Consider the following 25,689-nt stretch of genomic DNA (forward strand, 5'->3'; position numbering starts at 1 on the left):
CTAATAAAATATGGCTTTAACAGCAGGTATTGTTGGTTTACCAAACGTCGGAAAATCAACTCTTTTTAATGCGATTACTAAAGCAGGTGCGGAAGCTGCTAACTATCCTTTCGCGACAATCGATCCTAATGTTGGTATGGTAGAAGTTCCTGATGAACGTCTACAAAAATTAACTGAACTTATCACACCTAAAAAAACAGTTCCAACAACATTTGAATTTACTGATATTGCAGGTATCGTAAAAGGGGCTTCTCGTGGTGAAGGTCTTGGTAACAAATTCCTTGCTAACATCCGTGAAGTTGATGCGATTGTTCACGTTGTTCGTGCTTTTGATGACGAGAACGTTATGCGTGAACAAGGGCGTGAAGATGCCTTCGTTGACCCACTTGCTGACATCGATACAATCAACTTGGAATTGATTCTTGCTGACTTGGAATCTGTTAACAAACGTTATGCGCGTGTCGAAAAAGTAGCACGTACACAAAAAGACAAAGATTCTGTTGCAGAATTTAACGTTCTTCAAAAAATCAAACCAGTACTTGAAGATGGTAAATCAGCTCGTACAATTGAATTTACAGAAGATGAACAAAAAATTGTTAAACAATTGTTCCTTTTGACAACAAAACCAGTTCTTTACGTAGCAAACGTCGATGAAGATAAAGTTGCTAATCCAGACGATATCGAATACGTAAAACAAATTCGTGAATTCGCAGCAACTGAAAATGCTGAAGTTGTTGTTATCTCAGCGCGTGCAGAGGAAGAAATCTCTGAACTTGATGACGAAGACAAAGCATTCTTCCTTGAAGACCTTGGTTTGACTGAATCTGGTGTCGACAAATTGACTCGTGCAGCTTACCACTTGCTAGGTCTTGGAACTTACTTCACTGCAGGTGAAAAAGAAGTTCGCGCTTGGACATTCAAACGTGGTATTAAAGCTCCTCAAGCAGCTGGTATCATTCACTCTGACTTCGAACGTGGATTTATCCGTGCGATTACAATGTCTTATGATGATTTAATCAAATACGGTTCAGAAAAAGCTGTTAAAGAGGCAGGTCGTCTTCGTGAAGAAGGGAAAGAATATGTGGTTCAAGATGGTGACATCATGGAATTCCGCTTTAACGTATAAGCTAACTAATAATTGAAAATCAAATGAGGTTGGAAAAATTTTTTCCAGCCCTTTTGACATTTGAAAGGAAAAAATAATGGTAAAAATGATCGTTGGTCTGGGAAATCCAGGCAGTAAATATCACGAAACACGCCACAATATCGGATTTATGGCAATTGATCGTCTAGCTAAAGATTTGAATGTGACTTTTTCGGAAGACAAAAACTTCAAAGCAGAAGTTGGCTCTGCCTTTATCAATGGTGAAAAAGTGTACTTGGTCAAACCAACTACATTTATGAATAATTCAGGAATTGCGGTACATGCTTTGCTGACTTATTATAATATTGCCATTGAAAATTTTATGGTGATTTATGATGACCTAGATATGGAAGTCGGGCGTATTCGTCTTCGTCAAAAAGGATCAGCTGGTGGTCATAATGGTATCAAGTCAATTATTGCACACACAGGGACACAAGCGTTTGACCGTATTAAAGTTGGGATTGGACGTCCTAAACAAGGTCGTTCAGTTGTTGACCATGTGCTTGGAAAATTTGACAAGGATGACTACATCACAGTCACTAACACACTAGAAAAAGTTAATGATGCTGTTCAATTTTATTTACAGGAAGCTGATTTTGTAAAAACAATGCAAAAATTTAATGGGTAAATCTATGAATATTATCGATTTATTTAGCCAAAATAAGCTAATCCAAAGTTGGCATGCAGGCGTGTCTAATCTTGGTAGACAGCTTATTATGGGCTTGTCAGGAGCAAGTAGAGCTCTTGCTATAGCTTCAGCTTATCAAGCTAATGAAGAAAAAATAGTGATTATCACCTCAACTCAAAATGAAGTTGAAAAATTGGCTAGTGATTTATCTAGTTTGATTGGTGAGGATAAGGTTTATACGTTTTTTGCGGATGATGTTGCTGCTGCAGAATTCATTTTTGCTTCGATGGATAAAGCTCATTCTCGCTTAGAAGCTTTGAATTTTTTACAAGATAAAAAACAATCAGGTATCTTGATTACGAGTCTAGTTGGTACTCGTGTTTTGTTGCCAAATCCTAAAACTTACTCAGAAAGTCAATTGAATTTTCTTGTCGGAGAGGATTACAACCTTGACAAGGTTGTAAAGGTCTTGTCAAACGTTGGTTACCAAAAAGTTTCTCAGGTTTTGAATCCTGGCGAGTTTAGCCGACGTGGTGATATTGTCGATATCTATGAGATTACAGCAGATTATCCGTACCGCTTGGAATTCTTTGGTGATGAAGTTGATGGTATTCGTCAATTTGATGCACAGACTCAAAAATCTCTTAGTAATGTTGAACAAGTAACGATTTATCCAGCAGATGAGTTGATTTTATCAGAAGAGGACTTTGCTAGAGCTAGTCAAGCTTTTGAGAGGTATCTTGAAACTGCAAAGGATGACCAACAAGCTTATTTGAGTGAACTTTACGCAGCCACACAAGAGCAGTATAGACATCAAGATATTAGACGTTTTTTGTCTCTCTTTTATGCTAAAGAGTGGACACTTCTCGATTATATTCCAAAAGGGACACCAGTCTTCTTTGATGATTTTCAAAAGCTGGTTGACCGCAATGCTAAGTTTGATTTAGAGGTTGCTAATCTATTGACAGAAGATTTACAACGTGGTAAAGCTGTGTCAAGTTTGGTTTACTTTGCTGATATTTATAAGGAATTACGTCAATACCAACCAGCAACCTTCTTTTCAAACTTCCATAAAGGATTGGGAAATCTGAAATTTGATAAATTACACAATTTCACCCAATACCCGATGCAAGAATTCTTTAATCAATTTCCACTTTTGATTGATGAGATTAATCGTTATCAAAAATCAAAAGCTACTATTTTAGTTCAATCAGATACCCCGCACGGTTTAGAACGTCTGCAAGAGAACCTGCAAGAATATGGTTTGGATTTGCCGATAGTTGATGCAAATGATTTACAAGAACATCAAGCGCAATTAGTAGTCGGCAATTTATCAAATGGTTTTTACTTTGCTGACGATAAAATTGTTTTAATCACTGAGCACGAAATTTATCATAAAAAAGTCAAACGTCGTATTCGTCGTTCAAATATCAGCAATGCAGAACGTTTGAAAGATTACAATGAGCTTTCTAAGGGTGATTATGTGGTTCACCATGTTCACGGAATTGGTCAATTTTTAGGGATTGAAACTATTGAAATTCATGGGGTGCATCGTGACTATTTAACGATTCAATACCAAGGTTCTTCAACGATCTCTCTTCCTGTAGAACAAATTGAAAGTCTATCAAAATATGTTTCTGCTGATGGTAAAGAGCCGAAAATCAATAAGTTAAACGATGGACGTTTCCAAAAAACGAAACAAAAAGTTTCTAAACAAGTTGAAGATATTGCTGATGATTTGTTGAAACTATATGCGGAACGCAGTCAATTGAAAGGTTTTGCCTTCTCACCAGATGATGATTTACAAAAAGAGTTTGATGACGACTTTGCTTACGTAGAGACAGAAGACCAACTTCGTTCCATTAAAGAAATCAAACACGATATGGAAGAAGAAAAACCAATGGACCGACTTTTGGTTGGTGATGTTGGTTTTGGTAAAACAGAGGTTGCCATGCGTGCCGCCTTTAAGGCTGTTAAAGACCACAAACAAGTAGCCGTTCTGGTGCCGACTACTGTGCTTGCTCAGCAACACTTTACAAATTTCTCAGAGCGTTTTGAGAATTATCCTGTAGCGGTTGATGTACTTAGTCGTTTCCAAAGTAAAAAAGAGCAGACAGCCACTTTGGAAAAATTGAAAAAAGGTCAAGTTGATATTATTATCGGAACTCACCGATTGTTATCAAAAGATGTAGAGTTTGCAGATTTGGGCTTGATTATTATCGATGAAGAGCAACGTTTTGGCGTTAAACACAAAGAAAAATTAAAAGAGCTTAAGACTAAAGTTGATGTTTTAACCTTAACAGCAACTCCAATTCCTCGTACACTTCACATGTCTATGCTTGGTATCCGTGATTTATCTGTGATTGAAACACCACCGACAAATCGTTACCCTGTTCAGACTTATGTCTTGGAAACTAATCCTGGATTGATTCGCGAAGCCATTATTCGTGAAATTGATCGTGGTGGTCAAGTTTTCTACGTTTACAATCGCGTTGACACGATTGATCAAAAGGTTTCTGAGTTACAAGAATTGGTGCCTGAAGCAAGTATTGGATTTGTTCATGGTCAAATGAGTGAAATTCAGCTTGAAAACACCTTGATGGACTTTATTGAAGGTGTTTACGATGTTCTCGTTGCCACAACGATTATTGAGACAGGTGTTGATATTTCTAACGTCAATACCTTGTTCATTGAAAATGCTGACCACATGGGCTTGTCAACCTTGTATCAACTTCGTGGTCGTGTTGGTCGTTCTAATCGTATTGCCTATGCTTATCTCATGTATCGCCCAGATAAGATTTTGACCGAAGTCTCTGAAAAACGCTTAGATGCCATCAAAGGATTTACAGAGCTTGGTTCTGGGTTCAAAATTGCCATGCGTGACTTATCTATTCGTGGTGCAGGAAATATCTTAGGTGCTTCACAGAGCGGTTTTATTGATTCTGTCGGTTTTGAGATGTATTCTCAATTATTAGAAGAAGCGATTGCTAAGAAACAAGGTAAATCTCAGGCACGTCGTAAGAGTAATGCTGAGATTAACCTACAAATTGATGCTTATCTTCCAAGTGAGTACATTGATGACGAGCGTCAAAAAATTGAGATTTACAAACGTATCCGTGAAATTGAGAGCCTTAAAGATTACCAAAGTTTACAAGATGAGTTGATTGACCGTTTTGGAGAATACCCAGATCAGGTCGCTTACCTTCTTGAGATTGGTCTTGTGAAATCCTACATGGACAATGCCTTTACAGAACTTGTTGAACGTAAAGATAATAATCTTTTGGTGCGTTTTGAAAAAGCTTCGCTACAACATTATTTGACTCAAGATTATTTTGAGGCTCTTTCTAAGACAGACTTGAAAGCCCGAATCGGTGAAAACCAAGGTAGAATTGAAATTACCTTTAATGTTAGAGGTAAAAAGGACTATGAAATTTTAGAAGAACTCCAAAAATTTGGTAGCATGCTAGCTGAGATTAAAGCCAGAAAAGCTAAAGAAGACTAAATGTCAAAGCCTTTTGACAGTAGAAAGCTAGTTTAGCAAAGAGATTTTATGGTAAACTTTTTGGTAAAGTTTAGACTGGTATTGTCAAGGAGGCCAAAATGGAACTTGAACGCAGATTAGCTGAATTGAGAAAAGAAAAAAATGTCTCTCAAGAAGAGCTAGCAGAAAAACTTTATGTTTCACGTCAAACAATTTCTAATTGGGAGAGAGGCAAGACTTACCCAGATATCAATTCACTTTTGTTGATGGCTAATTATTTTGATGTTTCCTTAGATCATCTAATTAAAGGAGATGTTGATATTATGAAACATCAGGTGGACCAGTCGCAATTTAAGAAATGGCTTATCCTTGGAGGAATTTCTTGGTTTATTTTTTCAGTTGTGTTTGGAACACGTTATTTATTTGATAAAGGGCAAGTAGTTGCCATTTTGACTTTATTAGTAATGCCAGTTGCTTATTCTCTTTTTCAAATATTATATATTGTAAAAAGTCGCGAACTTCAGACTTATACAGACATTCTCAATTTTTTTAATCCAGAGAAAAAGGTTAAGATAAACTTTTTTAGAGAGGTGTGGTTTGTCTTTAGTTTGTTAACTGTCACTTGGCTTATTTTCTTTGTTGGAGTTGTCGTTTCTACCCTAGTTTTTTATTAAAACACCGTCTATCTAACTTTAGTAGAACTAAGAGAGCGCAAGCTCTCTTTTTATTACATTATCTTAACAAACAGATTGAAAACATCTATTTTCTGAAAAAAAGTGATAAAATAGAAAAGATTGCGAGGTAGAATATTATGAGATTAGATAAATATTTAAAAGTATCCCGTATTATAAAACGCCGTCCAGTTGCTAAAGAAGTAGCTGATAAAGGGCGTATTAAAGTAAATGGTATCTTAGCTAAATCATCAACTGATTTAAAAATTAACGACGAAGTTGAAATTCGTTTTGGAAATAAATTACTGACAGTGCGCGTTTTGGAAATGAAAGATAGTACCAAAAAAGAAGACGCCACTAAGATGTATGAAATTATTAATGAAACAAGGATAGAAGCGGATGGAGAAGCCTAATATCGTTCAATTGAACAATCAATACATCAATGATGAAAACACCAAAAAACGTTACATGGAAGAAGAAAATCGTAAACGTAATCGTTTTATGGGATGGATTTTGATTGTTGTTATGTTGTTGTTTATTTTGCCAACTTACAACCTAGTTAAAAGTTACCAAACATTACAAGAGCGTAAAGATAAAGTTGTGTCACTTCAGAAAACTTACGACAATCTTGTTGTAGAAACAGACGCTGAAAAAGTTTTGGCAAATCGCTTAAAAGACGAGAACTATGTTGAAAAGTATGCTCGTGCAAAATATTATTTATCACGCTCAGGCGAAACGGTTTACCCATTGCCAAATCTATTACCAAAATAATATGGAAAATTTAATCGAAACTATTGAAAAATTTTTAGCTTATTCTGATGAAAAGCTAGAAGAATTGGCTGAAGAAAATCAAAAATTACGAGAAGAAAATCATCAATCAACTAAAAAAGAATGAAAGGAGGAGCCAATGAAAAGATTATTCGCAGTGATGCTAATACCATTTTTATTGACTTCTCTTTCTGTTGTTAGTACTGAAAAAAATGTAGAATTAAGTAACGCTGATAAATATCAATTAACTGCTGGTGTCGCGGCATCGACAACTTACTTTGATGCTTTACCATCAAATCCTGTCCTTGCCCAAACCAGTGATGTTTATAAAGATAGTAATTTGACGGTTGCTTCAAGAACAATTGCTGCTAACAGCCAATTAGATATTGATAGAATTCTAATCAATGATAATTCACAACCAGTATTTGAGTTATCTGATGGTAATTATATTGAAGCTAGTCATCAATTAATTTATGATGATGTCATTCTTAGTCAGGAAACAGTTTCAAAAAATTATTGGTTAAAGGATGATTTTCAAGTTTATCAAACACCATATGTTGTTGGAACTCAAGAAGTAAAAACAGATTTAAACGCTTATTCAGCAGTTACCGTTTCTCAAAAAGCGACAACTTATCATGGAACTTATTATAAAGTTGATGGTAAAGGATGGATTAGTAGTGATTCTCTTTCTGATACAGATAACCGTATGGAAAAAGTGCAGCAGGTTCTTAATCAGAAATATAATAAAAGTAACTACTCAATTTACGTTAAACAACTATCAACACAAGAAACAGCAGGGATTAATTCTGATACGACAATGTATGCAGCTAGTGTTGCTAAGCTAGCGACCCTTTACTACGTTGAAGAAAAAATTCAAGATGGCAGTGTTAAAATGGACGATAAGTTAAAATATACTGCCGATGTTAATACTTTTGCTAAAGCTTACAATCCAAGCGGTAGCGGAAAAATTAGCAAAACTGCTGATGACAAAGATTACAGCGTTGAAGATTTATTAAAAGCTGTTTGTCAGAATTCTGATAACGTTGCAACCAATATTTTAGGCTATTATATTGCCAAACAATATGGTGATTATTTCACATCAGATATTAGTGCTATAACTAATACAAATTTCGATATGAAGTCACGTGAAATGTCATCTAAAACTGCCGCTGATTTAATGGAAGCTATCTATCAGCAAAATGGAGATATCATTTCGTATTTATCATCAACTGCTTTTGATAATGCACGTATCTCTAGAGATATTAATGTTCAGGTAGCTCATAAAATCGGTGATGCTTATGATTACAGACACGATGTTGCTATCGTTTATGCTAATCAACCGTTCATCTTGTCAATTTTTACAGATAAAGCTTCTTATGACGATATTTCAAATATCGCTAATGACGTTTACAACATTTTGAAATAAGTGAAGTCTTATGTATGATAAATTAGTAAAAGAAATTCAAAAACAGGCATATTTTACCAAACATAAAAAAGTTTTAATAGCTGTCTCAGGTGGAGTAGATTCTATGAATCTGCTACACTTTTTGTATATATATCGAAAAAAATTAGACATAGAGATTGCTATTGCTCATGTCAATCATAAACAGCGTATTGAGTCAGATACTGAGGAAGCTTATTTACGCGAGTGGGCAGAAAACCATCAGGTACCAATTCACGTTGCTTATTTTTCGGGGACTTTTTCTGAAAAAGCTGCGCGTGATTTTCGTTACAGCTTTTTTAAAGAGATGATGAATGAGCACCATTATACAGCTCTTGTAACGGCTCACCATGCAGATGATCAAGCTGAAACTATTTTTATGCGTCTTTTACGTGGTAGTCGCTTGCGTCATTTATCTGGAATGCAACCAGTTAATGCATTTGGTAACGGTGAGTTGATTCGTCCTTTATTGACTTATTCGAAGAGGGATTTACCTGATATCTTCCACTTTGAGGATGATACCAATCGCTCTTTAAATTTTTTGAGAAATCGTATTAGGAATCGTTATTTTCCAATTTTAGAGGAAGAAAATCCTAAATTTAAACAAGCTCTCCGCTATCTTGGTCATGAAAGCCAACAACTCTTTCAAGCATTCCAAGATTTAACACAAGGTATTGATACGACAAACTGTTCTCAATTTTTGTCTCAGACACCATCAGTTCAGACTGTGCTATTTCAGAATTATCTTGAAAATTTTCCTGATTTACAAGTGTCTCATGGGCAGTTTGAAGAGATGTTGCACCTCTTAAGAAATAAATCAAATGCTACTTATCACGTGAAGTCAGATTATTGGTTGATTAAAGACTATAAAACATTCCAAATTAAAAAAATCAGCCCTAAGACCGATGGGGAACTAGTTCAAAAGATGCTAGAATATAACAGCATAGTCAATTATGGTCAGTATCGATTTCAATTTGCTGGCAAAGATAGGGAAGGCATAGCCGTTTACAGTTTACATCCTATTCTTTTAAGACGGAGACAGGAAGGGGACCGTATTGATTTTGGAGATTTTTCGAAAAAATTGCGCAGGCTTTTTATTGATGAAAAAATTCCAAGTCAGGAACGTGCAAATGCCATTATCGGCGAACAGGATGGAAAAATAATTTTTGTCCAGGTTGCTGATAAAACTTATTTGAGAAAACCCTCTAAACATGATATAATGGAGGGCAAATTGTATATTGAAAAAATTAGAAATAGGTGATGTCATGCTTGAACAAGATATTGAAAAAGTGTTGTATTCTGAAGAGGAGATTATTGCCAAAACCAAAGAATTAGGCGCACAACTTACAAAAGACTATGAAGGTAAAAATCCTCTATTAATTGGTGTTTTGAAAGGTTCTGTTCCTTTTATGGCGGAATTAATCAAACATATCGATACACATGTCGAAATTGATTTTATGGTTGTCTCTAGCTACCACGGTGGAGTGAAAAGTAGTGGTGAGGTGAAAATCCTTAAAGACGTTGATACGAATATTGAAGGTCGTGATGTTGTCTTTATCGAAGATATCATCGACACTGGACGTACTCTAAAATATCTTCGTGATATGTTTAAATACCGTAAAGCAAATTCAGTAAAAATCGCAACCCTTTTTGATAAACCAGAAGGTCGTGTTGTTGACATCGACGCTGATTATGTTTGCTATGATGTTCCAAATGAATTTATCGTAGGGTTTGGTCTTGACTATGCTGAACGTTACCGTAATTTACCATATGTTGGTGTTTTGAAAGAAGAAATCTATTCAAAATAGTAGAAAGTCGTTAGTTAATATATGAAAAATAACAAAAATAATGGCTTTGTCAAAAATTCCTTTATTTATATTCTTGTCATTATTGCGGCCATTACCGCATTTCAATATTATTTGAGAGGAACAAGTACACAAAGTCAACAAATTAATTACTCGACTTTAGTTAAGCAACTTAAAGCGGGTGATATTAAATCGATTACTTACCAGCCAAACGGTAGCATTATTGAAGTAAGTGGTAAGTATTCGAAACCTAAAAAAACAAAATCAAGTGCCTCTCTTCCTTTCCTAGAAGGAAGTAACTCAACATCAGTTACTGAGTTTACATCAATTATTTTACCAAGTGATTCTTCTATTGATACACTTACTAAAGCGGCAGATGATGCAGATGTTGATGTAAATATCAAACAAGAAAGTTCAAGCGGTGCTTGGCTATCTTTGGCATTAACTTATCTTCCACTTATCCTAGTAATTGTCTTCTTCTTCATGATGATGAATCAAGGTGGTAATGGTGCACGTGGTGCGATGAGTTTTGGTAAGAATCGTGCTAAGTCACAAAATAAAGGTGATGTTAAAGTAAGATTCTCAGATGTTGCTGGAGCAGAGGAAGAAAAACAAGAACTTGTTGAAGTTGTTGATTTCTTGAAAAATCCTAAGAAATATAAAGCACTTGGTGCTCGTATTCCAGCCGGAGTCCTTCTTGAAGGCCCTCCAGGAACAGGTAAAACATTACTTGCGAAAGCTGTCGCTGGTGAAGCTGGCGTCCCATTCTTCTCAATTTCAGGTTCTGATTTTGTTGAAATGTTTGTGGGTGTCGGTGCGAGTCGTGTTCGATCACTCTTTGAGGATGCTAAGAAAGCTGAACGTGCGATTATCTTTATCGATGAAATCGATGCTGTTGGTCGCAGACGTGGTGCTGGTATGGGTGGCGGAAATGATGAACGTGAACAAACTCTTAACCAACTCCTTATTGAAATGGATGGTTTTGAAGGAAACGAAAACATCATTGTTATTGCCGCAACTAACCGTAGTGATGTCTTAGACCCTGCTCTTTTGCGTCCAGGACGTTTTGACCGTAAGATTCTTGTAGGAAGTCCAGACGTTAAAGGACGTGAAGCTATTCTTCGAGTACATGCTAAAAACAAACCATTGGCAGAAGATGTTAACTTAAAAGTTGTTGCACAACAAACCCCTGGATTTGTCGGTGCTGATCTTGAAAATGTTTTGAATGAAGCTGCCTTGGTTGCTGCACGTCGCAATAAAACAAAAATTGATGCTTCAGATATTGATGAAGCTGAAGATAGAGTTATTGCAGGTCCTTCTAAGAAAGACCGTACTATTTCACAACGTGAACGTGAAATGGTTGCTTACCATGAAGCTGGACACACAATCGTTGGTTTAGTGCTCTCAAGTGCTCGCGTTGTCCATAAAGTCACAATTGTCCCTCGTGGACGTGCTGGTGGATACATGATTGCTCTTCCGAAAGAAGATCAAATGTTACACTCTAAGTCTGATCTTAAAGAACAGTTAGCTGGTTTGATGGGTGGACGTGTTGCAGAAGAAATCATTTTTAATGCTCAAACAACTGGTGCATCAAATGACTTCGAACAAGCAACTCAATTAGCTCGTGCAATGGTAACTGAATATGGTATGAGTGAAAAACTAGGTCCAGTCCAATATGAAGGTAATCATGCTATTATGGCAGGTCAAGTTTCACCAGAAAAATCATACTCACCTCAAACAGCACAAATGATTGATGATGAAGTTCGCGCGCTTCTAAATGAAGCACGTAATAAAGCGGCTGATATTATTAATAATAATCGTGAAACTCATAAACTTATTGCTGAAGCACTTCTTAAATATGAAACACTTGATGCTGCACAAATTAAATCTATCTATGAAACAGGTAAAGTTCCTGAAGAATTAGAAAATGATACAGAAGAAGCACATGCTCTTTCATATGATGAAGTCAAAGAAAAAATGGATGATTCTGAAGAATAATCTACATAATAGGTAGAAAACAGTCAAAAAAGACAAAAGAAGGCTCATAGAGCCTTCTTTTTTATCTCCTAATAGAAAAGTAGTGCTCAAATAATACGCTTAAAAACGGGCTTATTAGCTGCTAATATAAAGGTAGCTAGAATAAATCAAAAAAAGCCAAAAAAACTGTTGACAGAGGAAATGAAGTTTAGTATACTAAGTAAGCTGTTGTTTGAGGCAGCAAACATTTCAAAAGGCTTTGAAAAAAAGTTCAAAAAACTTCTTGACAAAGTTCATTAGAAATGCTAAACTAATATAGCTGTTGTTCGAGAGAGCGACGGAAACAAGTTTGAAACAAAGTTGAAAAAACTTGAAAAAAGTGTTGACAACGAGTTTCAAATTTGATAGAATATAGAAGTTGTCTCTGATGAGACAAAGACCTTTGAAAACTGAACAATACGAACCAAACGTGCGGGTTACGGAAGTAACCTGTCAAAAACGATAAATCTGTCAGTGACAGAATGAGAACAAGATTAAATGAGAGTTTGATCCTGGCTCAGGACGAACGCTGGCGGCGTGCCTAATACATGCAAGTAGAACGCTGAAGACTTTAGCTTGCTAAAGTTGGAAGAGTTGCGAACGGGTGAGTAACGCGTAGGTAACCTGCCTACTAGCGGGGGATAACTATTGGAAACGATAGCTAATACCGCATAACAGCATTTAACCCATGTTAGATGCTTGAAAGGAGCAATTGCTTCACTAGTAGATGGACCTGCGTTGTATTAGCTAGTTGGTGAGGTAACGGCTCACCAAGGCGACGATACATAGCCGACCTGAGAGGGTGATCGGCCACACTGGGACTGAGACACGGCCCAGACTCCTACGGGAGGCAGCAGTAGGGAATCTTCGGCAATGGGGGCAACCCTGACCGAGCAACGCCGCGTGAGTGAAGAAGGTTTTCGGATCGTAAAGCTCTGTTGTAAGAGAAGAACGTGTGTGAGAGTGGAAAGTTCACACAGTGACGGTAACTTACCAGAAAGGGACGGCTAACTACGTGCCAGCAGCCGCGGTAATACGTAGGTCCCGAGCGTTGTCCGGATTTATTGGGCGTAAAGCGAGCGCAGGCGGTTTAATAAGTCTGAAGTTAAAGGCAGTGGCTTAACCATTGTTCGCTTTGGAAACTGTTAGACTTGAGTGCAGAAGGGGAGAGTGGAATTCCATGTGTAGCGGTGAAATGCGTAGATATATGGAGGAACACCGGTGGCGAAAGCGGCTCTCTGGTCTGTAACTGACGCTGAGGCTCGAAAGCGTGGGGAGCAAACAGGATTAGATACCCTGGTAGTCCACGCCGTAAACGATGAGTGCTAGGTGTTAGGCCCTTTCCGGGGCTTAGTGCCGCAGCTAACGCATTAAGCACTCCGCCTGGGGAGTACGACCGCAAGGTTGAAACTCAAAGGAATTGACGGGGGCCCGCACAAGCGGTGGAGCATGTGGTTTAATTCGAAGCAACGCGAAGAACCTTACCAGGTCTTGACATCCCGATGCTATTCCTAGAGATAGGAAGTTTCTTCGGAACATCGGTGACAGGTGGTGCATGGTTGTCGTCAGCTCGTGTCGTGAGATGTTGGGTTAAGTCCCGCAACGAGCGCAACCCCTATTGTTAGTTGCCATCATTAAGTTGGGCACTCTAGCGAGACTGCCGGTAATAAACCGGAGGAAGGTGGGGATGACGTCAAATCATCATGCCCCTTATGACCTGGGCTACACACGTGCTACAATGGTTGGTACAACGAGTCGCGAGTCGGTGACGGCAAGCAAATCTCTTAAAGCCAATCTCAGTTCGGATTGTAGGCTGCAACTCGCCTACATGAAGTCGGAATCGCTAGTAATCGCGGATCAGCACGCCGCGGTGAATACGTTCCCGGGCCTTGTACACACCGCCCGTCACACCACGAGAGTTTGTAACACCCGAAGTCGGTGAGGTAACCTTTTAGGAGCCAGCCGCCTAAGGTGGGATAGATGATTGGGGTGAAGTCGTAACAAGGTAGCCGTATCGGAAGGTGCGGCTGGATCACCTCCTTTCTAAGGATAAACGGAAGCACGTTTGGAGTATTGTTTAGTTTTGAGAGGTCTTGTGGGGCCTTAGCTCAGCTGGGAGAGCGCCTGCTTTGCACGCAGGAGGTCAGCGGTTCGATCCCGCTAGGCTCCATTGAATCGAAAGATTCAAAAGATTGTCCATTGAAAATTGAATATCTATATCAAATTCCACGATTCAAGAAATTGAATTGTAGATAGTAACAAGAAATAAACCGAAACGCTGTGATTTAATGAGTTTAAGGTCAACAGACCAAAATAAGGTTAAGTTAATAAGGGCGCACGGTGGATGCCTTGGCACTAGAAGCCGATGAAGGACGTGACTAACGACGAAATGCTTTGGGGAGTTGTAAGTAAACATTGATCCAGAGATGTCCGAATGGGGGAACCCGGCATGTAATGCATGTCACTCATTACTGTTAAGGTAATGAAGAGGAAGACGCAGTGAACTGAAACATCTAAGTAGCTGCAGGAAGAGAAAGCAAACGCGATTGCCTTAGTAGCGGCGAGCGAAATGGTAAGAGGGCAAACCGATGTGTTTACACATCGGGGTTGTAGGACTGCGACGTGGGACGACAAGATTATAGAAGAATTACCTGGGAAGGTAAGCCAAAGAGAGTAACAGCCTCGTATTCGAAATAGTCTTTAACCCTAGCAGTATCCTGAGTACGGCGAGACACGAGAAATCTCGTCGGAATCTGGGAGGACCATCTCCTAACCCTAAATACTCTCTAGTGACCGATAGTGAACCAGTACCGTGAGGGAAAGGTGAAAAGCACCCCGGGAGGGGAGTGAAATAGAACCTGAAACCGTGTGCCTACAACAAGTTCGAGCCCGTTAATGGGTGAGAGCGTGCCTTTTGTAGAATGAACCGGCGAGTTACGATATGATGCGAGGTTAAGTTGAAGAGACGGAGCCGTAGGGAAACCGAGTCTTAATAGGGCGCATTAGTATCATGTCGTAGACCCGAAACCATGTGACCTACCCATGAGCAGGGTGAAGGTGAGGTAAAACTCACTGGAGGCCCGAACCAGGGCACGTTGAAAAGTGCTTGGATGACTTGTGGGTAGCGGAGAAATTCCAAACGAACTTGGAGATAGCTGGTTCTCTCCGAAATAGCTTTAGGGCTAGCGTCGATGTTAAGTCTCTTGGAGGTAGAGCACTGTTTGATTGAGGGGTCCATCCCGGATTACCAATATCAGATAAACTCCGAATGCCAATGAGATATAATCGGCAGTCAGACTGCGAGTGCTAAGATCCGTAGTCGAAAGGGAAACAGCCCAGACCACCAGCTAAGGTCCCAAAATATATGTTAAGTGGAAAAGGATGTGGGGTTGCACAGACAACTAGGATGTTAGCTTAGAAGCAGCTATTCATTCAAAGAGTGCGTAATAGCTCACTAGTCGAGTGACCCTGCGCCGAAAATGTACCGGGGCTAAAACATATTACCGAAGCTGTGGATACCTTTTAGGTATGGTAGGAGAGCGTTCTATGTGTGAAGAAGGTGTACCGTGAGGAGCGCTGGAACGCATAGAAGTGAGAATGCCGGTATGAGTAGCGAAAGACAGGTGAGAATCCTGTCCACCGTATGACTAAGGTTTCCAGGGGAAGGCTCGTCCTCCCTGGGTTAGTCGGGACCTAAGGAGAGACCGAAAGGTGTATCCGATGGACAACAGGTTGATATTCCTGTACTAGAGTATATAGTGATGGAGGGACGCAGTAGGCTAACTAAAGCGTGCGATTGGAAGTGCACGTCTAAGCAGTGAGGTGTGATATGAGTCAAATGCTTATATCTATAACATTGAGCTGTGATGGGGAGCGAAGTTAAGTAGCGAAGTTAGTGATGTCACACTGCCAAGAAAAGCTTCTAGCGTTAATTATACTCTACCCGTACCGCAAACCGACACAGGTAGTCGAGGCGAGTAGCCTCAGGTGAGCGAGAGAACTCTCGTTAAGGAACTCGGCAAAATGGCCCCGTAACTTCGGGAGAAGGGGCGCTGGCTTTAAGTCAGCCGCAGTGAATAGGCCCAAGCAACTGTTTATCAAAAACACAGCTCTCTGCTAAATCGTAAGATGATGTATAGGGGGTGACGCCTGCCCGGTGCTGGAAGGTTAAGAGGAGCGCTTAGCATTAGCGAAGGTGTGAATTGAAGCCCCAGTAAACGGCGGCCGTAACTATAACGGTCCTAAGGTAGCGAAATTCCTTGTCGGGTAAGTTCCGACCCGCACGAAAGGCGTAATGATTTGGGCACTGTCTCAACGAGAGACTCGGTGAAATTTTAGTACCTGTGAAGATGCAGGTTACCCGCGACAGGACGGAAAGACCCCATGGAGCTTTACTGCAGTTTGATATTGAGTATCTGTACCACATGTACAGGATAGGTAGGAGCCTATGAAATCGGGACGCTAGTTTCGGTGGAGGCGTTGTTGGGATACTACCCTTGTGTTATGGCTACTCTAACCTAGATAGGTTATCCCTATCGGAGACAGTGTCTGACGGGCAGTTTGACTGGGGCGGTCGCCTCCTAAAAGGTAACGGAGGCGCCCAAAGGTTCCCTCAGAATGGTTGGAAATCATTCGCAGAGTGTAAAGGTATAAGGGAGCTTGACTGCGAGAGCTACAACTCGAGCAGGGACGAAAGTCGGGCTTAGTGATCCGGTGGTTCCGCATGGAAGGGCCATCGCTCAACGGATAAAAGCTACCCTGGGGATAACAGGCTTATCTCCCCCAAGAGTTCACATCGACGGGGAGGTTTGGCACCTCGATGTCGGCTCGTCGCATCCTGGGGCTGTAGTCGGTCCCAAGGGTTGGGCTGTTCGCCCATTAAAGCGGCACGCGAGCTGGGTTCAGAACGTCGTGAGACAGTTCGGTCCCTATCCGTCGCGGGCGTAGGAAATTTGAGAGGATCTGCTCCTAGTACGAGAGGACCAGAGTGGACTTACCGCTGGTGTACCAGTTGTCTTGCCAAAGGCATCGCTGGGTAGCTATGTAGGGAAGGGATAAACGCTGAAAGCATCTAAGTGTGAAGCCCACCTCAAGATGAGATTTCCCATGATTTTATATCAGTAAGAGCCCTGAGAGATGATCAGGTAGATAGGTTAGAAGTGTAAGTGTGGTGACACATGTAGCGGACTAATACTAATAGCTCGAGGACTTATCCAAAAAAGAAACGAGTCAATATTGACAGCGAGTCGGTTTCTTGTTAGAATATATAGGTATTCAATTTTGATTGGATAATCAATCATAGTTAAGTGACGATAGCCTAGGAGATACACCTGTTCCCATGCCGAACACAGAAGTTAAGCCCTAGCACGCCTGATGTAGTTGGGGGTTGCCCCCTGTTAGATATGGTAGTCGCTTAGCAAAAGGGAGTTTAGCTCAGCTGGGAGAGCATCTGCCTTACAAGCAGAGGGTCAGCGGTTCGATCCCGTTAACTCCCATTAACAATGGTATATAAACCAAAAGGTCCCGTGGTGTAGCGGTTATCACGTCGCCCTGTCACGGCGAAGATCGCGGGTTCGATTCCCGTCGGGACCGTTTGACTCGTTAGCTCAGTTGGTAGAGCATCTGACTTTTAATCAGAGGGTCACTGGTTCGAGCCCAGTACGGGTCATATTAATATGCGGGTTTGGCGGAATTGGCAGACGCACCAGATTTAGGATCTGGCGCTTAACGGCGTGGGGGTTCAAGTCCCTTAACCCGCATTAAATAAGAAGTTGCCGGCTTAGCTCAGTTGGTAGAGCATCTGATTTGTAATCAGAGGGTCGCGTGTTCAAGTCATGTAGCCGGCATATAGGATACTCTTTATGCGAACGTAGTTCAGTGGTAGAACATCACCTTGCCAAGGTGGGGGTCGCGGGTTCGAACCCCGTCGTTCGCTTGTTAGAGGCCGGGGTGGCGGAACTGGCAGACGCACAGGACTTAAAATCCTGCGAAGGGTAACCTTCGTACCGGTTCGATTCCGGTCCTCGGCAGTATACAATTTAATATTATGATGCACCCTTGGCTCAACTGGATAGAGTACCTGACTACGAATCAGGCGGTTGCAGGTTCGAATCCTGCAGGGTGCATAATTTCGGGAAGTAGCTCAGCTTGGTAGAGCACTTGGTTTGGGACCAAGGGGTCGCAGGTTCGAATCCTGTCTTCCCGATGTGAATTCTCGAAATCCACAAAGACCTTTGAAAACTGAACAATACGAACCAAACGTGCGGGTTACGGAAGTAACCTGTCAAAAACGATAAATCTGTCAGTGACAGAATGAGAACAAGATTAAATGAGAGTTTGATCCTGGCTCAGGACGAACGCTGGCGGCGTGCCTAATACATGCAAGTAGAACGCTGAAGACTTTAGCTTGCTAAAGTTGGAAGAGTTGCGAACGGGTGAGTAACGCGTAGGTAACCTGCCTACTAGCGGGGGATAACTATTGGAAACGATAGCTAATACCGCATAACAGCATTTAACCCATGTTAGATGCTTGAAAGGAGCAATTGCTTCACTAGTAGATGGACCTGCGTTGTATTAGCTAGTTGGTGAGGTAACGGCTCACCAAGGCGACGATACATAGCCGACCTGAGAGGGTGATCGGCCACACTGGGACTGAGACACGGCCCAGACTCCTACGGGAGGCAGCAGTAGGGAATCTTCGGCAATGGGGGCAACCCTGACCGAGCAACGCCGCGTGAGTGAAGAAGGTTTTCGGATCGTAAAGCTCTGTTGTAAGAGAAGAACGTGTGTGAGAGTGGAAAGTTCACACAGTGACGGTAACTTACCAGAAAGGGACGGCTAACTACGTGCCAGCAGCCGCGGTAATACGTAGGTCCCGAGCGTTGTCCGGATTTATTGGGCGTAAAGCGAGCGCAGGCGGTTTAATAAGTCTGAAGTTAAAGGCAGTGGCTTAACCATTGTTCGCTTTGGAAACTGTTAGACTTGAGTGCAGAAGGGGAGAGTGGAATTCCATGTGTAGCGGTGAAATGCGTAGATATATGGAGGAACACCGGTGGCGAAAGCGGCTCTCTGGTCTGTAACTGACGCTGAGGCTCGAAAGCGTGGGGAGCAAACAGGATTAGATACCCTGGTAGTCCACGCCGTAAACGATGAGTGCTAGGTGTTAGGCCCTTTCCGGGGCTTAGTGCCGCAGCTAACGCATTAAGCACTCCGCCTGGGGAGTACGACCGCAAGGTTGAAACTCAAAGGAATTGACGGGGGCCCGCACAAGCGGTGGAGCATGTGGTTTAATTCGAAGCAACGCGAAGAACCTTACCAGGTCTTGACATCCCGATGCTATTCCTAGAGATAGGAAGTTTCTTCGGAACATCGGTGACAGGTGGTGCATGGTTGTCGTCAGCTCGTGTCGTGAGATGTTGGGTTAAGTCCCGCAACGAGCGCAACCCCTATTGTTAGTTGCCATCATTAAGTTGGGCACTCTAGCGAGACTGCCGGTAATAAACCGGAGGAAGGTGGGGATGACGTCAAATCATCATGCCCCTTATGACCTGGGCTACACACGTGCTACAATGGTTGGTACAACGAGTCGCGAGTCGGTGACGGCAAGCAAATCTCTTAAAGCCAATCTCAGTTCGGATTGTAGGCTGCAACTCGCCTACATGAAGTCGGAATCGCTAGTAATCGCGGATCAGCACGCCGCGGTGAATACGTTCCCGGGCCTTGTACACACCGCCCGTCACACCACGAGAGTTTGTAACACCCGAAGTCGGTGAGGTAACCTTTTAGGAGCCAGCCGCCTAAGGTGGGATAGATGATTGGGGTGAAGTCGTAACAAGGTAGCCGTATCGGAAGGTGCGGCTGGATCACCTCCTTTCTAAGGATAAACGGAAGCACGTTTGGAGTATTGTTTAGTTTTGAGAGGTCTTGTGGGGCCTTAGCTCAGCTGGGAGAGCGCCTGCTTTGCACGCAGGAGGTCAGCGGTTCGATCCCGCTAGGCTCCATTGAATCGAAAGATTCAAAAGATTGTCCATTGAAAATTGAATATCTATATCAAATTCCACGATTCAAGAAATTGAATTGTAGATAGTAACAAGAAATAAACCGAAACGCTGTGATTTAATGAGTTTAAGGTCAACAGACCAAAATAAGGTTAAGTTAATAAGGGCGCACGGTGGATGCCTTGGCACTAGAAGCCGATGAAGGACGTGACTAACGACGAAATGCTTTGGGGAGTTGTAAGTAAACATTGATCCAGAGATGTCCGAATGGGGGAACCCGGCATGTAATGCATGTCACTCATTACTGTTAAGGTAATGAAGAGGAAGACGCAGTGAACTGAAACATCTAAGTAGCTGCAGGAAGAGAAAGCAAACGCGATTGCCTTAGTAGCGGCGAGCGAAATGGTAAGAGGGCAAACCGATGTGTTTACACATCGGGGTTGTAGGACTGCGACGTGGGACGACAAGATTATAGAAGAATTACCTGGGAAGGTAAGCCAAAGAGAGTAACAGCCTCGTATTCGAAATAGTCTTTAACCCTAGCAGTATCCTGAGTACGGCGAGACACGAGAAATCTCGTCGGAATCTGGGAGGACCATCTCCTAACCCTAAATACTCTCTAGTGACCGATAGTGAACCAGTACCGTGAGGGAAAGGTGAAAAGCACCCCGGGAGGGGAGTGAAATAGAACCTGAAACCGTGTGCCTACAACAAGTTCGAGCCCGTTAATGGGTGAGAGCGTGCCTTTTGTAGAATGAACCGGCGAGTTACGATATGATGCGAGGTTAAGTTGAAGAGACGGAGCCGTAGGGAAACCGAGTCTTAATAGGGCGCATTAGTATCATGTCGTAGACCCGAAACCATGTGACCTACCCATGAGCAGGGTGAAGGTGAGGTAAAACTCACTGGAGGCCCGAACCAGGGCACGTTGAAAAGTGCTTGGATGACTTGTGGGTAGCGGAGAAATTCCAAACGAACTTGGAGATAGCTGGTTCTCTCCGAAATAGCTTTAGGGCTAGCGTCGATGTTAAGTCTCTTGGAGGTAGAGCACTGTTTGATTGAGGGGTCCATCCCGGATTACCAATATCAGATAAACTCCGAATGCCAATGAGATATAATCGGCAGTCAGACTGCGAGTGCTAAGATCCGTAGTCGAAAGGGAAACAGCCCAGACCACCAGCTAAGGTCCCAAAATATATGTTAAGTGGAAAAGGATGTGGGGTTGCACAGACAACTAGGATGTTAGCTTAGAAGCAGCTATTCATTCAAAGAGTGCGTAATAGCTCACTAGTCGAGTGACCCTGCGCCGAAAATGTACCGGGGCTAAAACATATTACCGAAGCTGTGGATACCTTTTAGGTATGGTAGGAGAGCGTTCTATGTGTGAAGAAGGTGTACCGTGAGGAGCGCTGGAACGCATAGAAGTGAGAATGCCGGTATGAGTAGCGAAAGACAGGTGAGAATCCTGTCCACCGTATGACTAAGGTTTCCAGGGGAAGGCTCGTCCTCCCTGGGTTAGTCGGGACCTAAGGAGAGACCGAAAGGTGTATCCGATGGACAACAGGTTGATATTCCTGTACTAGAGTATATAGTGATGGAGGGACGCAGTAGGCTAACTAAAGCGTGCGATTGGAAGTGCACGTCTAAGCAGTGAGGTGTGATATGAGTCAAATGCTTATATCTATAACATTGAGCTGTGATGGGGAGCGAAGTTAAGTAGCGAAGTTAGTGATGTCACACTGCCAAGAAAAGCTTCTAGCGTTAATTATACTCTACCCGTACCGCAAACCGACACAGGTAGTCGAGGCGAGTAGCCTCAGGTGAGCGAGAGAACTCTCGTTAAGGAACTCGGCAAAATGGCCCCGTAACTTCGGGAGAAGGGGCGCTGGCTTTAAGTCAGCCGCAGTGAATAGGCCCAAGCAACTGTTTATCAAAAACACAGCTCTCTGCTAAATCGTAAGATGATGTATAGGGGGTGACGCCTGCCCGGTGCTGGAAGGTTAAGAGGAGCGCTTAGCATTAGCGAAGGTGTGAATTGAAGCCCCAGTAAACGGCGGCCGTAACTATAACGGTCCTAAGGTAGCGAAATTCCTTGTCGGGTAAGTTCCGACCCGCACGAAAGGCGTAATGATTTGGGCACTGTCTCAACGAGAGACTCGGTGAAATTTTAGTACCTGTGAAGATGCAGGTTACCCGCGACAGGACGGAAAGACCCCATGGAGCTTTACTGCAGTTTGATATTGAGTATCTGTACCACATGTACAGGATAGGTAGGAGCCTATGAAATCGGGACGCTAGTTTCGGTGGAGGCGTTGTTGGGATACTACCCTTGTGTTATGGCTACTCTAACCTAGATAGGTTATCCCTATCGGAGACAGTGTCTGACGGGCAGTTTGACTGGGGCGGTCGCCTCCTAAAAGGTAACGGAGGCGCCCAAAGGTTCCCTCAGAATGGTTGGAAATCATTCGCAGAGTGTAAAGGTATAAGGGAGCTTGACTGCGAGAGCTACAACTCGAGCAGGGACGAAAGTCGGGCTTAGTGATCCGGTGGTTCCGCATGGAAGGGCCATCGCTCAACGGATAAAAGCTACCCTGGGGATAACAGGCTTATCTCCCCCAAGAGTTCACATCGACGGGGAGGTTTGGCACCTCGATGTCGGCTCGTCGCATCCTGGGGCTGTAGTCGGTCCCAAGGGTTGGGCTGTTCGCCCATTAAAGCGGCACGCGAGCTGGGTTCAGAACGTCGTGAGACAGTTCGGTCCCTATCCGTCGCGGGCGTAGGAAATTTGAGAGGATCTGCTCCTAGTACGAGAGGACCAGAGTGGACTTACCGCTGGTGTACCAGTTGTCTTGCCAAAGGCATCGCTGGGTAGCTATGTAGGGAAGGGATAAACGCTGAAAGCATCTAAGTGTGAAGCCCACCTCAAGATGAGATTTCCCATGATTTTATATCAGTAAGAGCCCTGAGAGATGATCAGGTAGATAGGTTAGAAGTGTAAGTGTGGTGACACATGTAGCGGACTAATACTAATAGCTCGAGGACTTATCCAAAAAAGAAACGAGTCAATATTGACAGCGAGTCGGTTTCTTGTTAGAATATATAGGTATTCAATTTTGATTGGATAATCAATCATAGTTAAGTGACGATAGCCTAGGAGATACACCTGTTCCCATGCCGAACACAGAAGTTAAGCCCTAGCACGCCTGATGTAGTTGGGGGTTGCCCCCTGTTAGATATGGTAGTCGCTTAGCAAAAGGGAGTTTAGCTCAGCTGGGAGAGCATCTGCCTTACAAGCAGAGGGTCAGCGGTTCGATCCCGTTAACTCCCATTAACAATGGTATATAAACCAAAAGGTCCCGTGGTGTAGCGGTTATCACGTCGCCCTGTCACGGCGAAGATCGCGGGTTCGATTCCCGTCGGGACCGTTTGACTCGTTAGCTCAGTTGGTAGAGCATCTGACTTTTAATCAGAGGGTCACTGGTTCGAGCCCAGTACGGGTCATATTAATATGCGGGTTTGGCGGAATTGGCAGACGCACCAGATTTAGGATCTGGCGCTTAACGGCGTGGGGGTTCAAGTCCCTTAACCCGCATTAAATAAGAAGTTGCCGGCTTAGCTCAGTTGGTAGAGCATCTGATTTGTAATCAGAGGGTCGCGTGTTCAAGTCATGTAGCCGGCATATAGGATACTCTTTATGCGAACGTAGTTCAGTGGTAGAACATCACCTTGCCAAGGTGGGGGTCGCGGGTTCGAACCCCGTCGTTCGCTTGTTAGAGGCCGGGGTGGCGGAACTGGCAGACGCACAGGACTTAAAATCCTGCGAAGGGTAACCTTCGTACCGGTTCGATTCCGGTCCTCGGCAGTATACAATTTAATATTATGATGCACCCTTGGCTCAACTGGATAGAGTACCTGACTACGAATCAGGCGGTTGCAGGTTCGAATCCTGCAGGGTGCATAATTTCGGGAAGTAGCTCAGCTTGGTAGAGCACTTGGTTTGGGACCAAGGGGTCGCAGGTTCGAATCCTGTCTTCCCGATTGATGGCGGTGTAGCTCAGCTGGCTAGAGCGTCCGGTTCATACCCGGGAGGTCGGGGGTTCGATCCCCTTCGCCGCTATAGATGATATATGGATGACTTTGGACCTTTAGCTCAACTGGTTAGAGCACTCGGCTCATAACCGAGCGGTCGTAGGTTCGAGTCCTACAAGGTCCATATTGATTTGAAACTTTTTATTATGGAGGATTACCCAAGTCCGGCTGAAGGGAACGGTCTTGAAAACCGTCAGGCGTGTAAAAGCGTGCGTGGGTTCGAATCCCACATCCTCCTTTAATATTGTTAACGCGGGATGGAGCAGCTCGGTAGCTCGTCGGGCTCATAACCCGAAGGTCGTAGGTTCAAATCCTGCTCCCGCAATAGTTTGGCTCGGTAGCTCAGTTGGTAGAGCAATGGATTGAAGCTCCATGTGTCGGCGGTTCGATTCCGTCTCGCGCCATTTAAAATTTAATAAATGCGGGTGTAGTTTAGTGGTAAAACTACAGCCTTCCAAGCTGTTGTCGCGAGTTCGATTCTCGTCACCCGCTTTTTATTTTTTATTTATATTGGTTATTCCAAGTTTCATGGGCGCATAGCTCAGCTGGTTAGAGCGCACGCCTGATAAGCGTGAGGTCGGTGGTTCGAGTCCACTTGTGCCCATACATGGAATGGAGAATTACTCAAGAGGCTGAAGAGGACGGTTTGCTAAATCGTTAGGTCGGGTAACTGGCGCAAGGGTTCGAATCCCTTATTCTCCGTGCTATTTTACAAACGAGATTATCTTTTGATATCTCGTTTATTTTTATATTCTAAGTTAGTTGGTGCACAATTTTGAAAAAATTAAGAATCTCTCGTCTCGTTTTCTTCGCTGTGTTGATTTTATTGGTTCTCTGTCTTTCTTTGGCATTTCTATTTAAGAATGAAGGAATTGTTTCTAGTGTTACTTCTCCAATTCGGAGTGTTGTTGCCAGAGTGGACTCTGTTGTTTCTGCTCCTTTTAGGTCTTTAGATTCTCTTAATGAGGATATCCACGATCTTTTTGATACTTATTCTGAAAATAAAAAATTGAAGAAAAAAGTTGCAGAGCTTGAAAATCAAAGTGAAGTGATTGATTCTTTAAAATCTGAAAATGATCAATTAAATAGTGCTATTAATGTATCATCATCTATTACTACTCAGTTTTCTGCTACAGGAAAAGTTATTGTTAGAAGCCCAGTTTCTTGGTATGATTCTTTGACTGTTAAGTTAGGAAAAAATAATAATGTTGCTAAAAAGATGCTTGCTTTGTCAAATGGGGGACTTATTGGTGTAGTCACTGACGTTTCTTCAACTACTTCAAGTATTGCACTTTTAGCAAATGGTTCTGATTTTAGTATTCCTGTTAAAATTTCAACTGCTTCAGGTGATGTTTTTGGAATTTTAGAATCTTATGATTCAGATAAGAAATGTTTTGTTGTTTCGAATCTAAATTCTTCTACTGATATTAATGAAAATGATAGTGTTGTGACAAGTGGACTTGATGGTGATACTGTTGCAAATATAGCTGTTGGTTCTGTTTCAAGTGTGAAGAATAGTTCAGAGAACTTAGAACGTGTTGTTTATGTAGCACCTGCAGCTGATTTTTCTGATATTTCATATGTAACAATAGTTGGTGATTAAAGTGGCTTTTTTTAAGAACAAATACTTTTTACTTTTTCTGCTTTTT

The 25,689-nt window shown here is 42.3% G+C and carries 12 protein-coding genes, 28 tRNA genes and 6 rRNA genes; all 46 read left to right on the forward strand.

Features of this window, described 5'->3' with window-relative positions; translation table 11 throughout:
* Positions 1–10: 10 nt before the first annotated feature.
* Positions 11–1,126, forward strand: coding sequence for a redox-regulated ATPase YchF (ychF, locus tag GPZ88_RS04390; protein WP_039696076.1), 1,116 nt, complete (start codon positions 11–13; stop codon positions 1,124–1,126).
* A 76-nt stretch (positions 1,127–1,202) separates the two neighbouring features.
* Positions 1,203–1,772, forward strand: coding sequence for an aminoacyl-tRNA hydrolase (gene pth / locus GPZ88_RS04395; RefSeq protein WP_039696075.1), 570 nt, complete (start codon positions 1,203–1,205; stop codon positions 1,770–1,772).
* Positions 1,773–1,776: 4 nt separating this feature from the next.
* A complete protein-coding gene (gene mfd, locus GPZ88_RS04400) occupies positions 1,777–5,274 on the forward strand; it encodes a transcription-repair coupling factor (protein ID WP_166043579.1) in 3,498 nt (1,165 codons plus the stop codon).
* 98 nt (positions 5,275–5,372) lie between these two features.
* The gene (locus GPZ88_RS04405; protein WP_052071083.1) at positions 5,373–5,927 is read left to right on the forward strand and encodes a helix-turn-helix domain-containing protein; all 555 of its coding nucleotides are present in this window, start codon (positions 5,373–5,375) and stop codon (positions 5,925–5,927) included.
* Between the two features lie 137 nt (positions 5,928–6,064).
* Positions 6,065–6,337, forward strand: coding sequence for an RNA-binding S4 domain-containing protein (locus GPZ88_RS04410; RefSeq protein WP_006531199.1), 273 nt, complete (start codon positions 6,065–6,067; stop codon positions 6,335–6,337).
* Complete coding sequence (locus GPZ88_RS04415) at positions 6,324–6,695, forward strand: FtsB family cell division protein (RefSeq protein WP_006531200.1); 372 nt, start codon at positions 6,324–6,326, stop codon at positions 6,693–6,695. Before GPZ88_RS04410 ends, GPZ88_RS04415 begins: the two co-directional genes overlap by 14 nt.
* Before the next feature lies 1 nt (position 6,696).
* The gene (locus GPZ88_RS04420; RefSeq protein WP_020915958.1) at positions 6,697–6,819 is read left to right on the forward strand and encodes an SP_0009 family protein; all 123 of its coding nucleotides are present in this window, start codon (positions 6,697–6,699) and stop codon (positions 6,817–6,819) included.
* A gap of 12 nt (positions 6,820–6,831) precedes the next feature.
* The gene (locus GPZ88_RS04425) at positions 6,832–8,118 is read left to right on the forward strand and encodes a serine hydrolase (RefSeq protein WP_039696074.1); all 1,287 of its coding nucleotides are present in this window, start codon (positions 6,832–6,834) and stop codon (positions 8,116–8,118) included.
* Positions 8,119–8,128: 10 nt separating this feature from the next.
* Positions 8,129–9,394: a tRNA lysidine(34) synthetase TilS gene (tilS, locus tag GPZ88_RS04430; RefSeq protein ID WP_039696073.1), complete on the forward strand. Its 1,266-nt coding sequence runs from the start codon at positions 8,129–8,131 to the stop codon at positions 9,392–9,394.
* Between the two features lie 4 nt (positions 9,395–9,398).
* Positions 9,399–9,941 carry a hypoxanthine phosphoribosyltransferase gene (gene hpt, locus GPZ88_RS04435; protein ID WP_166044358.1) on the forward strand — a complete coding sequence of 181 codons (543 nt, stop codon included), beginning with the start codon at positions 9,399–9,401 and terminating at the stop codon, positions 9,939–9,941.
* Between the two features lie 21 nt (positions 9,942–9,962).
* Positions 9,963–11,936: an ATP-dependent zinc metalloprotease FtsH gene (gene ftsH, locus GPZ88_RS04440; protein WP_166043581.1), complete on the forward strand. Its 1,974-nt coding sequence runs from the start codon at positions 9,963–9,965 to the stop codon at positions 11,934–11,936.
* Between the two features lie 512 nt (positions 11,937–12,448).
* Positions 12,449–13,997, forward strand: a 16S ribosomal RNA gene (locus GPZ88_RS04445).
* Between the two features lie 54 nt (positions 13,998–14,051).
* A tRNA-Ala gene (locus tag GPZ88_RS04450) sits at positions 14,052–14,124 on the forward strand.
* Positions 14,125–14,271: 147 nt separating this feature from the next.
* A 23S ribosomal RNA gene (locus GPZ88_RS04455) occupies positions 14,272–17,171 on the forward strand.
* 85 nt (positions 17,172–17,256) lie between these two features.
* Positions 17,257–17,372: ribosomal RNA gene (gene rrf, locus GPZ88_RS04460) — 5S ribosomal RNA — on the forward strand.
* Between the two features lie 4 nt (positions 17,373–17,376).
* A tRNA-Val gene (locus tag GPZ88_RS04465) sits at positions 17,377–17,449 on the forward strand.
* A gap of 24 nt (positions 17,450–17,473) precedes the next feature.
* Positions 17,474–17,546, forward strand: a tRNA-Asp gene (locus GPZ88_RS04470).
* 3 nt (positions 17,547–17,549) lie between these two features.
* Positions 17,550–17,622 (forward strand) — tRNA-Lys (locus tag GPZ88_RS04475).
* Between the two features lie 9 nt (positions 17,623–17,631).
* Positions 17,632–17,713 (forward strand) — tRNA-Leu (locus tag GPZ88_RS04480).
* Between the two features lie 14 nt (positions 17,714–17,727).
* Positions 17,728–17,800: transfer RNA gene (locus tag GPZ88_RS04485), tRNA-Thr, on the forward strand.
* A gap of 17 nt (positions 17,801–17,817) precedes the next feature.
* A tRNA-Gly gene (locus GPZ88_RS04490) sits at positions 17,818–17,889 on the forward strand.
* 8 nt (positions 17,890–17,897) lie between these two features.
* Positions 17,898–17,983 (forward strand) — tRNA-Leu (locus tag GPZ88_RS04495).
* Positions 17,984–18,005: 22 nt separating this feature from the next.
* A tRNA-Arg gene (locus GPZ88_RS04500) sits at positions 18,006–18,079 on the forward strand.
* 6 nt (positions 18,080–18,085) lie between these two features.
* A tRNA-Pro gene (locus tag GPZ88_RS04505) sits at positions 18,086–18,159 on the forward strand.
* A gap of 119 nt (positions 18,160–18,278) precedes the next feature.
* A 16S ribosomal RNA gene (locus GPZ88_RS04510) occupies positions 18,279–19,827 on the forward strand.
* 54 nt (positions 19,828–19,881) lie between these two features.
* Positions 19,882–19,954: transfer RNA gene (locus GPZ88_RS04515), tRNA-Ala, on the forward strand.
* Positions 19,955–20,101: 147 nt separating this feature from the next.
* Positions 20,102–23,001, forward strand: a 23S ribosomal RNA gene (locus GPZ88_RS04520).
* A gap of 85 nt (positions 23,002–23,086) precedes the next feature.
* Positions 23,087–23,202: ribosomal RNA gene (gene rrf, locus GPZ88_RS04525) — 5S ribosomal RNA — on the forward strand.
* The 16S, 23S and 5S rRNA genes sit together here with 28 tRNA genes alongside, the layout of an rRNA operon.
* A gap of 4 nt (positions 23,203–23,206) precedes the next feature.
* Positions 23,207–23,279: transfer RNA gene (locus GPZ88_RS04530), tRNA-Val, on the forward strand.
* A 24-nt stretch (positions 23,280–23,303) separates the two neighbouring features.
* Positions 23,304–23,376 (forward strand) — tRNA-Asp (locus GPZ88_RS04535).
* 3 nt (positions 23,377–23,379) lie between these two features.
* Positions 23,380–23,452, forward strand: a tRNA-Lys gene (locus GPZ88_RS04540).
* 9 nt (positions 23,453–23,461) lie between these two features.
* A tRNA-Leu gene (locus GPZ88_RS04545) sits at positions 23,462–23,543 on the forward strand.
* Positions 23,544–23,557: 14 nt separating this feature from the next.
* Positions 23,558–23,630 (forward strand) — tRNA-Thr (locus GPZ88_RS04550).
* A gap of 17 nt (positions 23,631–23,647) precedes the next feature.
* Positions 23,648–23,719, forward strand: a tRNA-Gly gene (locus GPZ88_RS04555).
* 8 nt (positions 23,720–23,727) lie between these two features.
* Positions 23,728–23,813 (forward strand) — tRNA-Leu (locus GPZ88_RS04560).
* A gap of 22 nt (positions 23,814–23,835) precedes the next feature.
* Positions 23,836–23,909, forward strand: a tRNA-Arg gene (locus GPZ88_RS04565).
* Positions 23,910–23,915: 6 nt separating this feature from the next.
* Positions 23,916–23,989, forward strand: a tRNA-Pro gene (locus GPZ88_RS04570).
* A 5-nt stretch (positions 23,990–23,994) separates the two neighbouring features.
* A tRNA-Met gene (locus tag GPZ88_RS04575) sits at positions 23,995–24,068 on the forward strand.
* Between the two features lie 22 nt (positions 24,069–24,090).
* Positions 24,091–24,164, forward strand: a tRNA-Ile gene (locus GPZ88_RS04580).
* Positions 24,165–24,188: 24 nt separating this feature from the next.
* Positions 24,189–24,278, forward strand: a tRNA-Ser gene (locus GPZ88_RS04585).
* 13 nt (positions 24,279–24,291) lie between these two features.
* A tRNA-Met gene (locus GPZ88_RS04590) sits at positions 24,292–24,365 on the forward strand.
* A gap of 6 nt (positions 24,366–24,371) precedes the next feature.
* Positions 24,372–24,444 (forward strand) — tRNA-Phe (locus tag GPZ88_RS04595).
* Positions 24,445–24,461: 17 nt separating this feature from the next.
* Positions 24,462–24,532 (forward strand) — tRNA-Gly (locus GPZ88_RS04600).
* Positions 24,533–24,570: 38 nt separating this feature from the next.
* Positions 24,571–24,644 (forward strand) — tRNA-Ile (locus tag GPZ88_RS04605).
* Between the two features lie 10 nt (positions 24,645–24,654).
* Positions 24,655–24,742 (forward strand) — tRNA-Ser (locus GPZ88_RS04610).
* Positions 24,743–24,911: 169 nt separating this feature from the next.
* Positions 24,912–25,643 carry a rod shape-determining protein MreC gene (gene mreC / locus GPZ88_RS04615; protein WP_240915114.1) on the forward strand — a complete coding sequence of 244 codons (732 nt, stop codon included), beginning with the start codon at positions 24,912–24,914 and terminating at the stop codon, positions 25,641–25,643.
* Positions 25,644–25,689 lie beyond the last annotated feature (46 nt).

Source organism: Streptococcus ruminicola (assembly GCF_011387195.1).
GTDB lineage: Bacteria > Bacillota > Bacilli > Lactobacillales > Streptococcaceae > Streptococcus > Streptococcus ruminicola.